Origin of the sequence: Streptomyces sichuanensis (assembly GCF_020328095.1) — a bacterium.
Lineage (GTDB): Bacteria > Actinomycetota > Actinomycetes > Streptomycetales > Streptomycetaceae > Streptomyces > Streptomyces cinnamoneus.
The window spans coordinates 48,826-62,967 of the sequence record NZ_JAIXMK010000051.1; the positions used below are offsets into that span (position 1 = coordinate 48,826).

11 protein-coding genes and 1 tRNA gene are annotated in these 14,142 nt (G+C 73.6%); 6 read left to right on the forward strand and 6 right to left on the reverse strand.

Annotation, left to right across the window (positions count from 1 at the left end):
* Positions 1 to 50 precede the first annotated feature (50 nt).
* The 3 genes from cutA to LE181_RS16820 all read right to left on the reverse strand — a co-directional run bounded on the left by cutA (position 51) and on the right by LE181_RS16820 (position 3,257).
* Complete coding sequence (gene cutA, locus LE181_RS16810; RefSeq protein ID WP_225662102.1) at positions 51 to 371, reverse strand: divalent-cation tolerance protein CutA; 321 nt, start codon at positions 369 to 371, stop codon at positions 51 to 53.
* A 67-nt stretch (positions 372 to 438) separates the two neighbouring features.
* Complete coding sequence (locus tag LE181_RS16815; RefSeq protein ID WP_225662103.1) at positions 439 to 2,043, reverse strand: ABC-F family ATP-binding cassette domain-containing protein; 1,605 nt, start codon at positions 2,041 to 2,043, stop codon at positions 439 to 441.
* 272 nt (positions 2,044 to 2,315) lie between these two features.
* Entirely contained in the window at positions 2,316 to 3,257 is a 942-nt protein-coding gene (locus LE181_RS16820) for an SGNH/GDSL hydrolase family protein (RefSeq protein ID WP_225662104.1), read from the reverse strand.
* Positions 3,258 to 3,435: 178 nt separating this feature from the next.
* Between LE181_RS16820 and LE181_RS16825 the strand changes: the two genes are divergently transcribed.
* Positions 3,436 to 4,632 carry a PucR family transcriptional regulator gene (locus LE181_RS16825; protein WP_225662105.1) on the forward strand — a complete coding sequence of 399 codons (1,197 nt, stop codon included), beginning with the start codon at positions 3,436 to 3,438 and terminating at the stop codon, positions 4,630 to 4,632.
* 76 nt (positions 4,633 to 4,708) lie between these two features.
* On the opposite strand, the gene LE181_RS16830 is transcribed toward LE181_RS16825, so the two are convergent.
* A tRNA-Ala gene (locus tag LE181_RS16830) sits at positions 4,709 to 4,781 on the reverse strand.
* A 194-nt stretch (positions 4,782 to 4,975) separates the two neighbouring features.
* On the opposite strand from LE181_RS16830, the gene LE181_RS16835 reads away from it, so the two are divergent.
* The 3 genes from LE181_RS16835 (at position 4,976) to LE181_RS16845 (ending at position 8,950) form a co-directional block, all read left to right on the forward strand.
* Positions 4,976 to 5,635 carry an NADPH-dependent FMN reductase gene (locus LE181_RS16835; RefSeq protein WP_225662106.1) on the forward strand — a complete coding sequence of 220 codons (660 nt, stop codon included), beginning with the start codon at positions 4,976 to 4,978 and terminating at the stop codon, positions 5,633 to 5,635.
* A 146-nt stretch (positions 5,636 to 5,781) separates the two neighbouring features.
* Positions 5,782 to 7,164: a tetratricopeptide repeat protein gene (locus tag LE181_RS16840; protein ID WP_225662107.1), complete on the forward strand. Its 1,383-nt coding sequence runs from the start codon at positions 5,782 to 5,784 to the stop codon at positions 7,162 to 7,164.
* Positions 7,165 to 7,333: 169 nt separating this feature from the next.
* On the forward strand, positions 7,334 to 8,950 hold the full coding sequence (locus LE181_RS16845) for an FAD-binding oxidoreductase (RefSeq protein ID WP_225662108.1): 1,617 nt from the start codon (positions 7,334 to 7,336) through the stop codon (positions 8,948 to 8,950).
* A 12-nt stretch (positions 8,951 to 8,962) separates the two neighbouring features.
* Here the strand turns inward: LE181_RS16845 and LE181_RS16850 are convergent, their stop codons facing one another.
* Positions 8,963 to 9,595: an alpha-ketoglutarate-dependent dioxygenase AlkB gene (locus LE181_RS16850; protein WP_225662109.1), complete on the reverse strand. Its 633-nt coding sequence runs from the start codon at positions 9,593 to 9,595 to the stop codon at positions 8,963 to 8,965.
* Positions 9,596 to 9,765: 170 nt separating this feature from the next.
* Between LE181_RS16850 and LE181_RS16855 the strand changes: the two genes are divergently transcribed.
* Both LE181_RS16855 and LE181_RS16860 read left to right on the forward strand, forming a co-directional pair.
* Entirely contained in the window at positions 9,766 to 11,169 is a 1,404-nt protein-coding gene (locus tag LE181_RS16855; RefSeq protein ID WP_225662110.1) for an amino acid permease, read from the forward strand.
* 202 nt (positions 11,170 to 11,371) lie between these two features.
* Entirely contained in the window at positions 11,372 to 13,243 is a 1,872-nt protein-coding gene (locus tag LE181_RS16860; protein ID WP_225662111.1) for a hydroxysqualene dehydroxylase, read from the forward strand.
* On the opposite strand, the gene LE181_RS16865 is transcribed toward LE181_RS16860, so the two are convergent.
* A complete protein-coding gene (locus LE181_RS16865; RefSeq protein WP_225662112.1) occupies positions 13,244 to 14,041 on the reverse strand; it encodes an endonuclease/exonuclease/phosphatase family protein in 798 nt (265 codons plus the stop codon). It lies immediately after the preceding gene.
* Positions 14,042 to 14,142 lie beyond the last annotated feature (101 nt).

The window sequence follows — 14,142 nt, forward strand, 5'->3', positions numbered from 1 at the left end:
CGTCCGCCCGTCTGCCCGTCCGCCCGTCTGCCCGTCCGCCGGTTCGCCGGTCAGGCCCGTGTCTCCTCCGCCACCCAGTCCAGGTACGCGGTGTGTCCCCCGGTCACCGGCACGACGACGACCTCCGGGGTGTCGTAGTCGTGCCGGGCGACGACGAACGCCGTCAGTTCGTCCACCAGAGCGGTACGGGTCTTGAAGTCGAGCCGCCATTCCCGCCCCGACTCGACCTTGCCTTCCCACCGGTAGACCGAAGCGATCGGATAGAGCTGCGCGCAGGCGGCCAGACCGCCGTCGACCACACCGGCGGCCAGCGCCCGGGCCTTGTCCTCGGAGTCGGTGGTCGTGGTCACGATCGCGTACTGGTTCGTCATGCCCCAGAGCGTAGAGGCCGACGGCGCAGGCGAGATCGTCGAGGATCGGGACGGCCGGGGACGTCGGTCAGGCCAGGGTGACCAGCCCCCGGTACTCCTCGCTCCACAGGTCCTCGTCCCCGTCCGGCAGGAGCAGGACGCGGTCGGGGCGCAGGGCGTCGACGGCGCCCTCGTCGTGGGTGACCATGACGATCGCCCCCGGGTACGAGCCCACGGCGGCGAGGACTTCGCCGCGCGAGGCGGGGTCGAGGTTGTTGGTCGGCTCGTCGAGCAGGAGCACGTTCGCCCCGGAGTGGACCAGCCCTGCCAGGGCCAGGCGGGTCTTCTCCCCGCCGGAGAGCACCCCGGCCCGCTTGTCGGCGTCGTCCCCTCCGAACAGGAACGCGCCCAGCACGCGCCGTGCCTCACCGTCCGTCAGGTGGGGCGCGGCCACGGCCAGGTTCTCGCGTACGGTGCGGGCGGGGTCGAGGGTGTCGTGCTCCTGGGCGAAGTAGCCGAGCCGCAGGCCGTGCCCGTGCACCACCCGTCCGCGATCCGGCCGCTCCTCGCCGGCCAGGATGCGCAGCAGCGTGGTCTTCCCGGCGCCGTTGAGGCCGAGGACGACCAGGCGGCTGCCCCGGTCGACGGCCAGGTCGACGCCGTCGAGGACCCGGTGGCCGCCGTAGGACTTGCCCAGGGCGACCGCGCCCAGCGGCGTCCGCCCGCACGGGGCGGGCTCGGGCAGCCGGATGCGCGCGACCTTCTCCGCACGGCGGGCGGGTTCGAGGTCCGCGAGCATGCGGTCGGCGCGGCGCGCCATGTTCTTGGCCACGGTCGCGGTGGCCACCCGTGCGCGCATCTTGTCGGCCTGCGCGTGGAGGGAGGCGGCCTTGCGTTCGGCGCCGGCCCGTTCCCGGGTGCGGCGCCGCTCGTCCGCCTCGCGCCGGGCGAGGTACGCGGACCAGCCGGTGTTGTGGACGTCGACGGTGGCGCGCTGCGGGTCGAGGTGGAAGACGCGGTTGACGGTGCCGGCCAGCAGGGCGGTGTCATGGCTGATCACGACGAGACCGCCCTGGTGGCTTTGCAGGAACGTGCGCAGCCAGGCGGTCGAGTCGGCGTCCAGGTGGTTGGTCGGCTCGTCGAGCAGGAGGGTGCCCTCGTGCCCGGCGAACAGGATGCGGGCGAGTTCCGCGCGGCGCCGCTGGCCGCCGGAGAGGGTGCCGACGGGTTCGGTCATCACGCGCGGGGGCAGCCCGAGGCCGGCCGCGACACGGGCGGCCTCGGCCTCGGCCGCGTATCCGCCGCCGGCCTGGAAGGCGGCTTCCGCGCGTGCGTAGGCGTTCATGGCCCGCTCCAGCGCCGCCGGACCGGCGGCGTCGGCCATCGCGGACTCGGCGGCGCGCAGTGCGCGCAGGGCACGGTCCAGGCCCCGGGCGGAGAGGATCCGGTCGGTGACGCTGAGGGACGGGTCGGCCGGGCGGGAGTCCTGGGCCAGGAAGCCGACGGGGCCGGTGGCCGTGATCGTCCCGGCGGCGGGCCTGGCCCGGCCGGCCAGGGCGGTCAGCAGGGTGGTCTTGCCGGCGCCGTTCCGGCCGACCAGGCCGATCCGGTCGCCGGGGGACACGGTGAAGGAGATGTCGGACAGCAGCAGGCGGGCACCCGCGCGCACCTCGACACCACGAACGGTAATCATGGAATGACGCTCCGAGAAAGCAAAAGGACACACTTCTGGCGTGGAAGCGGGTCCTCGGCTAGGAGACTCGGGGCGTGGACATGCGCTCAGGCTAACGGCAGCCCGCGGAAGGACGCATGTCCTTTTCGGGGTGCGGGTGCGGCGCGGGAGCGGTGGGCGTGGGGTGCGCGTGGCGGGTGCGCAGTCGGCGGGCAGCCGCCCGGCCCGCAGGGTTCGGGCCGGACGGCTGGAGGGTCGGCGGGGGCGAGGTCCGTGGAGGCTGGGGGCGGGGGTCAGGGGCGGAGCGCCTTCAGCACCGCGTCCGCCCTGACGCGCTCCCCCGCGGCGTTGGGGTGCAGCGGCAGCGTCGGGGAGCCCGGGATCAGGCCCTCGACCCAGGGGGCGGACGAGCAGGGGTCGTGTCCCGTGGTCGGGGTGAGCGTGTCGACGTAGGTCGCGTCGTGGGCCGCGGCGGCCTTGGCCAGCATGGTGTTGAGGTCGGCGAGCACGGTGCGCAGGTAGGCGATGTCGCCGGTCGTGATGGGCATCTTCCCCAGGCACGTCTTCGGGTCGTCGGGCACCACCGACGGATAGCCGACGACGAGCACCTTGGCGCGCGGCGCCTTGCCGTGGATCCGCCGGAGGCGGTCGGCGAGCTGCGGGGCGACGGAGTCCAGCCGCTTGCGGAGGGTGTCCTTGTAGAAGTTCCGGCAGGGGGCGCCGAAGGGGTTGGTCAGGGCCAGGGCGGAACACGTGGCCACGACGTCCACGAAGCCGAGGTCCGAGGTGCCGAGGTTGTTGCCGCCGAGGGTGAGGGTGACGAGCCCGGTGTCGGCGCCGACGGAGTCGAGCTGGGGGCCGTTGACGGGGATCCCGGCGTCGGTCTGCCGCGCGGTGAGTGCGCTCACCTTCGCCGCGGCACACGTCACGTCCTTGTACGAGGCCGGGTTGATGCTCGCGGCGATGAGGCGGCCGTAGTTGCGGTCCGAGCGCAGGCACAGCCCTCCCGACAGCGCCGGGATCCCGGCCCCGGCGGCGTAGGAGTCGCCGAGCGCGACGTAGGAGGGGCCGGGGGCGGCGGCGTGGGCGGGGGTGGCCACCGTCGTGAGGGAGGTGGCGAGGAGGGTGCAGCCGGCCACGGCGTACGGCCACGTCCGGGGGCTCCCGGTGTGCCGGGGCGTCGGGGTGCTCGCGGTGCCGGTGGGGACGGTGCGGGGCTTTGCGGCTCTGGGCACGGTTCCTCCTGGGGTGGGAGCAGGGGCGAGGGCGTTTCGAAACCGGCCGGTAACGTTGCAGGTATCGTCGTGGCGTTCCGCTTCCCGGGCCATGTACGGGGGCACAGCAAAGGCGGGGGCCCGTTGTCCCCGGGCACAACGTCGCTCCGCATCGCACCGTGTTTGTAACCTGCGCGTCATGAGCCGCACTCCCCCTCCCCCCACCGAGGTCGCTCCCGCAGCAGCCCTGCTCCTGGCCCGCGCACCGGAACTGGGCGGCCGCATGGCTCGCCGCATCCGGGCCGAAGTGGCCTACTACGGCAGCGAGGAGCGCGTCCCCTCCGAGGAGTTGCACGCTTCCTGCCGGGGCAATGCCGAGCTGGTCCTCGGGCAGCTCGTCGACGGCCGCGGGGCCGACCTGGCACCAGCCCGGGACACGGGCCGTGAGCACGCCCGCCGGGGCGCCCCGCTGGCCGACCTCCTGCACGCCTACCGCGTCGGCTCCGAGTTCTTGTGGTCGGAGCTGGCCGCCGCGGTCCGGGACACCGACGGCGTCACCGTCGACACGATCGCGTCGCTGGCCACGTGGTGGGTGAACGAGGGGCTGGCGGCCGCGGCCGGCGACGCCTATCGCGAGGCGGCCTCCGAGCTCGTGCTGCAGCGCGAGCGGGAACGTTCCGCCCTGGTCGAGGCCCTGTTCACGGGGCTGCTCAGCGACCGCACCACCGTGTGGGAGACGGCCCAGGTCCTCGGCCTGCCGGCGGCGGGCCCGTTCGTCGTGGTGGCGGCCGACGTCCCCGCCCCGGGCCGGGAGGCGCTGCCCGGCATCGAGTCCCGGCTGCTGGCCGAGCAGGCGCGCTCGGCGTGGCGGCTGCTGCCCGACCTCCAGGTCGGCGTGGTCGCCGTCCCGGGGCCGGGCGGCGAGGAGGCGGCCCTGCGCGTCCTCGGCCGGGCCGCCCGCTCCCGGGTCGGTGTCAGCCCGTCGTACCGCGCGTTGCAGGACACCCCCCGGGCGCTCCGCCTCGCGCGCCTGGCCCTGGCCGGACTGCCGGAGCGGGCAGGGGGCGTGGCCCGCTTCGACGACAGGCCGGTCGCCCTGCTGGTGGCGGCGTCCCCGGACGAGGCCGGGCGCGTGGCCCGGGTGGTCTTCGCACGGGTGCTGCGGCTGCCGGCCGCCGAACGGACACGGCTGCTGGAGACCTTGGAGTGCTGGTTCGCGGCCGCCGGCTCGGCGGCCGAGGCCGCGCGGCTGTTGTACTGCCACCGCAACACCGTCCGCTACCGGCTGCGCCGGCTGGAGGAGCTGACCGGACGCTCCCTGCAGGATCCGCGCGCGGTCGCCGACCTCGCCGTGGCGCTCAGCGCGCTGCGGCTGCTGCCCTGCGAACGGTCGTGACGACGAAAAGACGAGGGAAAAGACCACGGAAAAGACGACGAAGAGGCCGCCATTCCCGGCGGCCTCTTCGTCACTGTGGAGCTAAGGAGAATTGAACTCCTGACCTCCTGCATGCCATGCAGGCGCTCTACCAACTGAGCTATAGCCCCTTGTTGAGTTTTTCGCCCGGTTCCCCCGGCGACACGGACAACTTTACACGGAGATCCCCGCCCTCCGCCAAATCGCTCGCCTCCCGGCGCTAGCCCGGAAGGCCCAGCCCCGTCGCGCGGTGATCGCTGCACAATCACACTGGTCGGCAGGGCACGTCGCGAGGCACGTGCCCGCCCTCCGGAAGGACTGTCCCATGGCCACGGACGCCCGGCCCGGTCCGCTGCGGGTCCTCGTCTTCGGTGCCGCACTGAGGGCCGGGTCGACCAACGCCCGCCTCGCCTCGCTGGTGGCCCGTCTGATCAGGGAATCGGACGCCACCGTCGACCTCGCCACCATGCGCGAGTTCGACATGCCGCCGTACGACGGCGACGCGGAGGCCGCCGGCGGCCTGCCCGAGGGCGCTCTCGCGCTGCACGCCCGGGTGGAGACGAGCGACGCGGTCGTGATCTCCTCCCCCGAGTACAACGCCTCCGTGCCCGGCGTGCTGAAGAACGCGATCGACTGGGTCTCCCGCGTCCAGCCGCAGCCGTTCAAGACCAAGCACGCGCTGCTCCTGTCCGCCTCCCCGTCGCTCGTGGGCGGCAACCGGGGGCTGTGGGCGCTGCGGATCCCCCTGGAGCACCTCGGCACCCGCGTCTACCCGGACATGTTCAGCCTCGCCCGGGCGCACGAGGGCTTCACCGATGACGGGCTGCTGGCCGATGCCGGGCTGCAGCAGCGCCTGGAGGAGACCGTCTCGGCGTTCCTCGGCCTCGTCGAGGCCGATACGCGGTACGTGTGTCTGCGCCGCCGGTGGTACGAGTTCCTCGGGGACCGTACCGAGGCTCCCGTCACCCACCGGGCGGAAGGCTGACCGGGACGGCCCGGCGGCCCGGTGCCGCGTGCATCCGGCGGGGCACGGCGGGGCAGGCATGCAGGCACGACTGACGGGGGCCGCCGTGCCGGGCACGGCGGCCGGGCGGGAGGAACCGGGTGGGACGCGACCGGCACGCTCAGGCGATGACGTACACCGGCACCGACGCGGTCCGGCACTACGACAACGCGCTGGACTGTCTGCTGCTCTTCCGCGAGGACGTGACCGCGGAGGTCCGGGCGGTGCTCGCCGACTCCCCGCGCTCGGTCCTGGGGAACGTCTTCCAGGCGTATCTGGGGCTGCTGGGGACGGAGGAGACGGACGCGGCCGTGGCCCGGACGGCGTTCGCCGGCTTCCGCCGCGGCGTGGACCTTGCGGAGGTGACGCCCCGGGAGCGCCTGCACGTCGAGGCGGCCGCCTCCTGGCTGGACGGCGACCTCCACCGGGCCGGCCGCCTCCTGGGCGAGGTCACCACGGTCTGCCCGCAGGACGCGCTCGCCCTGGCCGTCGGCCATCAGATCGACTTCTTCACGGGGAACGCGGTACTGCTGCGCGACCGGATCGGCGGAGCGCTGTCCGCGTGGGACGAGGCCGATCCGCGCTACGGCTTCCTGCTCGGCATGTACGCGTTCGGGCTGGAGGAGGCGGGCCACTACGGGCAGTCGGAGCAGGTGGGGCTGGCGGCCGTGGAACGCAACGCGCGCGACGTGTGGGGCATCCATGCCGTCGTGCACGCCTACGAGATGCAGGGCCGCTTCGCGGACGGGATCCGCTATCTGGACGAGCGGTCGGGCGACTGGGCGGAGGGCAACTACCTGAACGTCCACAACTGGTGGCACTACGCCCTCTACCTCCTGGAGGCGGGACGGACCGACCGGGTGCTGGAGGTCTACGACGCCGCCGTGCACCACGACGGTTCGGCCGGGGTGGCGATGGAGTTGCTGGACGCGGCGTCGCTGCTGTGGCGGCTCACTCTCGCCGGGGCCGGCACCGGTGGCCGCTGGGCGGCGCTGGCCGACGCCTGGGCGGCGCGGCGCGACGGCGCCTATTACGTCTTCAACGACGTGCACGCCGTCATGGCCTACGTCGGAGCGGACCGCATCGCCGACGCCGAACGTCTCCTCCTCGACCGGCAGGCGTGGAGCGAGCGCACCGGGCCGGAGGTGTCCAACGTCGCGATGACCGCCGAGGTCGGGCTGCCGGTGGGACGGGCGATCGTCGCCTACGGGCAGGGGCGGTACGACGACGTGGTCGATCTGCTGCTCCCTCTCCGCTACCGCCTTCACGCCTTCGGCGGCAGTCACGCCCAACGGGACGCGGTGCAGAGGACGTTGGTGGAGGCAGCCGTGCACGCCGGGCGGCACGACGTGGCGCGCACCCTGCTGAGCGAACGCATCAGCCTCCGCCCGGTGTGCCCGTACAACTGGCAGGCCCGGGCGCGGCTCGCCGACCGGCTCGGCGACACGGCCGGGGCGGCCGCGGGCCGGCTGCGGGCCGCCGAACAGATGGCGGCGGCAGGCGTCCACTGACCCCGGGGCATGCCGAAGCTGCCCCTCCGGCGCATCCTTCTCCGGAACGGCCCGGTGTACTTCCTTGGGCGGAGAGGCAGTTGGTCACTGCGGATGATGATCCGACCCCCAGCGGCCCCGATCGTGGGAGGGGACATTCCCAGAGGCTGAGTGAAAGAAGAGGCGGAACATGTCGGAAGTGACGCGACGCGGTGTCATTGCGGGGACGGCGGTGCTCGGTGGGGCGGCCGTGGGGCTGGCAGCGCAGGGCCTCACGGCTCCGGCGGCGCTCGCCGCGCCCCGGGCCGGTGCCGCGCCGTCGCCGGAGCCGGTCACGGTCGGTCCCGAGGACGCCCGTTACCCGTCCCTGACGCGACGCGGCACCAACGCGCGCTTCGTCGGGAAACCCGACTACGTACGCGTGGCGACCTCGACCGAGCAGGTCATCGGTGCGGTGCAGCAGGCGGTGCGCGAGGGCCGGCGCATCGCCGTGCGCAGCGGCGGGCACTGCTTCGAGAACTTCGTCGACGACCCGTCCGTCCGCGCCCTCGTCGACCTCTCCTCCATGTCCTCGGTCTCCTACGACGCGCGGCGGCGGGCGTTCACGGTCGAGCCCGGCGCGTTATTGGGCGAGGTGTACCGCAAACTGTTCCTCGGCTGGGGCGTGGCCGTTCCGGCGGGGGCGACCGCGGAGGTCGGTGTCGGCGGGCACGTCCTGGGGGGCGGCTACGGCATGCTGTCCCGGCGGCACGGCCTGTCCGTGGACCACCTGTACGGCGTCGAGGTGGTGGTCGTGGACCGGTCCGGGAAGGCCCGCAGCGTGGTGGCCACCCGGGAGCCGGACGATCCGCACCGGGACCTGTGGTGGGCGCACACCGGGGGCGGGGGCGGCAACTTCGGCGTCGTCACGCGCTACTGGTTCCGCGACCCGGCGGCCACGGGATCCGATCCGTCACGGCTGCTGCCCAGGCCCCCGGCCTCCGTCACCTCCTTCTCCGCCTCCTGGCAGTGGAAGGACCTCGACCGGCGCGCCTTCACCCGGCTGCTGGGCAACCACGGGAGCTGGTACGAGAAGAACAGCGCCCCGGACTCGGCCTACGCCGGGCTGTTCAGCGTTCTGATGGTCAACAGCCGCAAGGCCGGCAGCATCAGCCTGGTCGGCCATCTGGACTCCACCGGGGCCGGCGCCGAACGGCTGGTCGACGACTACGTCGCCGCGGTGGGCCGGGGTGTGGGAGCGCAGCCGACGGTGGGGCGGGAGACCCAGCCCTGGCTCCAGGCGGCGGCGAACGTGCAGGAGACGGCGCCCGCGTCGTTCAAGGCGAAGTCCGCCTACCTGCGCAAGCGGTACACGGACCGGCAGATCGGCGTGCTGCACGACCACCTGGCGGGGAAGGCGGGGGCGGAGACCGACGGGTCGCTGTGGCTGGTCTCCTACGGCGGCAAGGTCAACACCGTCGCGCCGGACGCCACGGCCGTCGCCCAGCGGGACTCGATCCTCAAGGCGATCTACCTGGCCGGCTGGGACGAGGGGCGGGCCGAGCCCGGGCCGCGCCTGGCCTGGGTGCGGGACCTCTACCGGGACGTCTACGCGGACAGCGGCGGCGTGCCCGTACCGGGCGCGGTGAGCGACGGTTCGTTCATCAACTACCCGGACGTCGACTTCGCCGACCCGGCCCTCAACACTTCGGGCGTGCCCTGGTCGACGCTGTACTACAAGCACAACTACCCCCGGCTGCAGCGCATCAAGGCCCAGTGGGACCCGCGCGACGTCTTCCGCCACGACCTTTCCATCCGTCCGGCGTGACGCCGCCCCGCGTCATCCGACGCCGCGGGGGCGGAACTGGATGCTGATGCGCGGGCCGACGGGTTGGGCGGTCTTGGGGACGGAGTGGTCCCAGGTGCGCTGACAGGTGCCGCCCATGACGAGGAGGTCGCCGTGTCCCAGCGGCCGGCGGACGTGCGGGGCTCCGCCCTCGCGCGGCCGCAGCAGCAGGGGGCGCGGCTGGCCGAGGGAGAGGATGGCGACCATCGTGTTCTCCCGCGCGCCGCGGCCGATGCGGTCGCCGTGCCAGGCCACGCTGTCGCGGCCGTCACGGTAGAGACACAGGCCGAGGGTGCGGAACGGCTCGCCGAGCTCCTCGCCGTAGTGCGCGCTCAGGGCGTCGCGGGCCGCCGCGAGGGCGGGGTGGGGCAGGTCGTCGGCCTCTCCGTAGTGGGCGAGGAGCCGGGGGACGTCGACCACGTTGTCGTACATGTGCCGCCGCTCGGCGCGCCACGGCACCGAGGTCAGCAGGGCCTCGAAGAGGATGTCGGAGCCGCTCAGCCAGCCGGGCAGGACGTCGATCCAGGCGCCGTGCGCGAGCGGGGTCCGGTGCGCCTCACCCAGCGGGCGCGCGAGGCCGGCGTCGTCCGCCACGTCGAAGAGTGAGCCTTGGAGCTGGACTGCCATGGGTGCAGGGTACGCCACATATAGAACGAACGATCGAATGCACCGCACCCTCCGACCCGGTGATCACGCTCCGTGAAGCGAGCGTCCGCATATCGGACAGACCCGCCACGACCCTTCCCACTTGTCCATACTCGTGGCTTCCCAATCTCGCATGATGGACAGGTACGACCATGAGCCGGACACTCCCGTCTCCTCCCCCGCTCACCGAGAGCCCCCCGCAGCAGGACGCCCCGCTGTCGAACGGCCTCAAGCAGCGGCACCTTTCGATGATCGCCCTCGGCGGTGTCATCGGCGCGGGCCTCTTCGTGGGCTCCGGCGCCGGCATCGCCGCGGCCGGTCCGTCGATCGTGCTGGCCTACGCCGCGTCCGGCCTGCTCGTGATGTTCGTGATGCGGATGCTCGGCGAGATGTCCGCGGCCAACCCGGCCTCCGGCTCCTTCTCCGTCCACGCCGACCGCGCGATCGGGCGGTGGGCCGGCTTCACCGCCGGCTGGATGTTCTGGACCCTCCTGGTCGTGGGCGTGGGCATCGAGGCCATCGGCGCGGCCCACATCGTGCAGGGCTGGTTCCCGGGCACACCCTCCTGGATGTGGGTGCTGGCCTTCATGGCGCTCTTCTGCGTCACCAACCTGGGCGCGGTCTCCCGCTTCGGCGAGTTCGAGTTCTGGTTCGCCGCCCTGAAGATCGGCGCCATCGCACTCTTCCTGGCGCTCGGCGTCCTCGCGATCCTGGGCGTCCTGCCCGGCAGCGACTCGCCCGGCACGGCGCACCTCCTGCACGACGGCGGCTTCCTGCCCCGGGGCATGGACGGCCTGCTCGCCGGACTGCTCGCCTCCGTCGTCGCCTACGGCGGCCTGGAGACGGTGACCATCGCGGCCGCCGAGTCCCAGGACCCGGCGCGCGGCGTGGCCAAGGCCGTGCGGACGACGATGTGGCGGATCGGCGTCGTCTACGTCGGTTCCATGCTGGTGATCGTCACGCTGATCCCGTGGAACAGCGGAGACGTCACCGAGAGCGGCCCCTACGCCGCCGTCCTCGACCGCCTCGGCGTGCCCGCCGGTGGTCAGATCATGAACGTGGTCGTCCTGATCGCCCTCCTGTCCGCGATGAACGCCAACATCTACGGCTCCTCGCGCATGGCCTACTCGCTCGTCGCCCGCGGCCAGGGCCCCAAGGCCCTGGGCACGGTCTCGGGCGGCGTGCCGCGCCGCGCGGTGCTCGCCTCCTGCGCGTTCGGCTTCTTCGCCGTCCTCCTGTCGTACTGGTGGCCCACCACGGTCTTCGCCTGGCTGCTCAACATGGTCGGCGCGGTCGTGCTGGTGGTGTGGGGCTTCATCGCCGCCTCGCAGCTGCTGCTGCGCCGCCGGCTCGAACGCGAGGCGCCCGAGAAGCTCGTGGTGCGGATGCGGGGCTTCCCGTACCTGACGTGGGTGACGCTCGCCGGTGTGGTCGGGGTCCTCGTGCTCATGACCCTCGACACCGACACCCGCCTGCAGCTGTACTTCACCGGCGGGCTGGCGCTGGCCCTGGCCGTGACCGGCTACGTACGTCAGCGGACGGCCACCGCCGGCTGAACCGCGCCCCTCCCGCCGCCCCGAGGCCGGCTCCTCCCCGAGGAGCCGGCCTCGGGCGTCTGCAGCAGCGGCTCGACGAACGGCGGCGGGCGGTGTGGCGTCACCCGGGCGGGTGCATGACCACCGGTGGGCGCTTTGGGCCCCTTGGTGCTGGCTAGCCTCACTTCAGCAGCGTGTCGGCGTGCCTGAGGGGGGACCGCGCATGGCTGAGGCAGCGGGGACGAACGGCGCCGGTCCCGCAGGGGCGGAGCGGCGGGGGAACGCCGGGACGGACCGGCTCGGGCGCAGGGCCGTGCTGCGGTGCGGGGCGGCGGCCGGTGCGGGAGCGGTGGGTTCGGCACTCGTGCCGGCCGTCGTCCAGCGCGCCGTGGCCGGGGCGCGGCCGGCCGGACGGACGGTGGCCGTGCTCGGCGGGGGCGTGGGCGGCCTGACGGCGGCCCAGGAACTCGCCGAGCGCGGCTTCGAGGTGAGCGTGTACGAGCAGCGGAAGCTCGGCGGCAAGGCCCGCAGCGTGTCGGTGCCCGGCACCGGGAGCGGCGGGCGGCGGAACCTGCCGGGTGAGCTGGGGCACCGGGCGGTGTTCGGCTTCTACCACCACCTCTTCGACACGCTCCGGCGCATTCCGCTCCCTGCCGGGGCGGGCTCGGCGCTCGACCACCTCGTCGAGGTCCCGGAGTGGCGGCTGGCCCGGGCCGGCGGCCACGAGGACGTGGCGCTCCCGTTGTCCCTGGAGGCCCGGCCGCTGGACGTGGACCTCCTGCAGCGGCTGCTGCTGGGCGCCGCCGACCAGTTCCTCCGGCTGCCGCCCGGCGAGCGCCTGACGCTCGCGCGCCGCCTGACCGTCCTGCTGACCAGCAGCCACGAGAGACGCCTGGGGCAGTGGGAACACACCCCGTGGACCGACTTCCTCTCCGTCAAGGACGACTGCGGGGAGTACTCCACGGTCTGGGGCCGTGCGCCGGCGCTGTTCGACGCCCTCAAGCCGGAGCTGGCGAGCACCCGCACCTGCGGGCAGGGCCTGGAGTCCGTGCTGCTGTCCCTCATGCGGCGCGGAACCGGCGCGCCTGCGGTCCAGATCTTCGACGCACCGACCAGCCAGGCGTGGTTCGACCCCTGGGAGCGGCATCTGCGCGCGCTGGGGGTGCGCTTCGCGATGGCCCACACGGTCGACGCCCTGGAGCTGCGCGAGGGGACCGTCGCGGCGGCGCGGGCCCGTACGCCCACGGGCACGGTACGCATCGAGGCGGACTGGTTCGTGGTGGCCCTGCCCACGGAGCGTGCCCGGCTGCTGTGGGACGAGCCCGTGCGCCGGGCCGACCCCCGGCTGGCGACGATGGACCTGCTGCAGACCACCTGGTGCCAGGGCGTCCAGTTCTTCCTGCGCCGCCCCGCGCCCCTGGCCCGGGGACACGTCCTGCATCCGGATGCCCCCTGGGCCCTGGCGTCGGTGAGCCAGGCACAGTTCTGGCGGGAGGACTTCGCCCGGACGTGGGGCGACGGGCAGGTGCACGACCGCCTGTCGGTCGACATCAACGACTGGGACGCGCCCGGCCCGCTCCACGGCAAGCCGGCCAGGCGGTGCACCCGCAAGGAGATCGCCCAGGAGGTGTGGGCCCAGCTGAAGGCGTCGCTGGGGGACACCGGGCGCGAGGCCCTGCCGGACGGCATCCTGCACTCGTGGTACCTCTCCCCGGCCGTCGCGGGCGACGACGACGCCGTCGGCCGGGGCGACGCCGAGCTCGTCAACACCGAGCCGTACCTGCGCAACGACGCGGGGTCCTGGGCCCACCGGCCCGACGCGACGACGGCGATCGGCAACATGTTCCTGGCCGCCGAGTACGTCCGCACGTACAGCAACGTCGACTTCGCCTGCATGGAGACCGCGTGCGAGGCCGCACGACGCGCCGCCAACGCGGTGCTGGAGGCCGCCCGTTCCGGTGCGGAGCCGGCACGGCTCTTCCCGGGGTACCGGCCGCCGGAGCTGGAGGCGGCGAAGCGCGTGGACGCCGCCCGCTACCGGCTGGGTCTCCCCCACCTGCTGGACACGCGGGCGCCCGCCGGGCAGGCCGTCTGATCAGAGTTCCAGGAGGGCCTGGACGGGGAGGTGGTCGCTGGGGTAGGTGCCGTTCTCGGCGAACGTGCTGATCTCCGACCGGTGGGTGCGGACCTGGGGGGAGGCGAGGATCCAGTCGATGCGGTCCCCGTCCGGGACCGGGGGGCGGTAGCCGTGGAACGTGCCGTACTGGGGGCCCCGCTCGGCCGCGGTGTCCCAGGTGTCGGTCAGCGAGCCCTTGGTGAGCATGGTGCCGTAGACGGGATTGCGGTGGGCCGCGACGTTGAAGTCGCCGGTGACCACGCGGGGGACGGCGGGGTCGGGGCCGAGGCGGGTGGTGATCAGGTCGGCCGAACGCTCGCGCGCGTGCTGGCTCAGGTGGTCGAGGTGGGTGTTGAGGGCGTGGAACCGCCTGCCCGTGCGGCGGTCGGCGAAACGGACCCAGGTGGCCATGCGGACGACGGTGTTGCCCCAGGTCGCCGAGCCGATCAGGGAGGGGGTGTCCGACAGCCAGAAGTGGTCGTACTCCTCCGGGAACAGCCGCGTGGTGTCGTAGAAGAGGGCGGTGAACTCGTCACGGCTGCCGCCCTGCCGGCCCGTGCCGACCCAGGCGTAGCGCGGCCCCAGGTCATCGGCGATGTCGCACAGTTGCCCGTAGAGGCCCTCCTGGGTGCCCAGGAGGTGCGGGGCCGTGCGGTGCAGCAGGCGGCGCATGACGGGGCGGCGCTCGGACCACGGGTGCGGCCCCGTCTCCGAGGCGAAGCGCAGGTTGAACGTCATGACGCGCAGTCGCGGGCGGTCTTCCGTCGGGGCGGCCATGGTGTCCCTCCGTCCTGGGGGTGGGGTGGGGCGGCGCCGGGCACGGTGTGTCCGTTCCCGGTGCGCCTCGTCGTCCTCACCGTCCCAGAGGTGGTGCCGCT

Bases quoted from the DNA above. Each gene is read 5' to 3' on its own strand.
- cutA (WP_225662102.1), bottom strand. From the start codon at position 371: ATGACGAACCAGTACGCGATCGTGACCACGACCACCGACTCCGAGGAC.
- LE181_RS16815 (WP_225662103.1), bottom strand. From the start codon at position 2,043: ATGATTACCGTTCGTGGTGTCGAGGTGCGCGCGGGTGCCCGCCTGCTG.
- LE181_RS16855 (WP_225662110.1), top strand. From the start codon at position 9,766: ATGAGCCGGACACTCCCGTCTCCTCCCCCGCTCACCGAGAGCCCCCCG.
- LE181_RS16860 (WP_225662111.1), top strand. From the start codon at position 11,372: ATGGCTGAGGCAGCGGGGACGAACGGCGCCGGTCCCGCAGGGGCGGAG.
- LE181_RS16845 (WP_225662108.1), top strand. From the start codon at position 7,334: ATGTCGGAAGTGACGCGACGCGGTGTCATTGCGGGGACGGCGGTGCTC.
- LE181_RS16840 (WP_225662107.1), top strand. From the start codon at position 5,782: ATGACGTACACCGGCACCGACGCGGTCCGGCACTACGACAACGCGCTG.
- LE181_RS16865 (WP_225662112.1), bottom strand. From the start codon at position 14,041: ATGGCCGCCCCGACGGAAGACCGCCCGCGACTGCGCGTCATGACGTTC.
- LE181_RS16835 (WP_225662106.1), top strand. From the start codon at position 4,976: ATGGCCACGGACGCCCGGCCCGGTCCGCTGCGGGTCCTCGTCTTCGGT.
- LE181_RS16825 (WP_225662105.1), top strand. From the start codon at position 3,436: ATGAGCCGCACTCCCCCTCCCCCCACCGAGGTCGCTCCCGCAGCAGCC.
- LE181_RS16850 (WP_225662109.1), bottom strand. From the start codon at position 9,595: ATGGCAGTCCAGCTCCAAGGCTCACTCTTCGACGTGGCGGACGACGCC.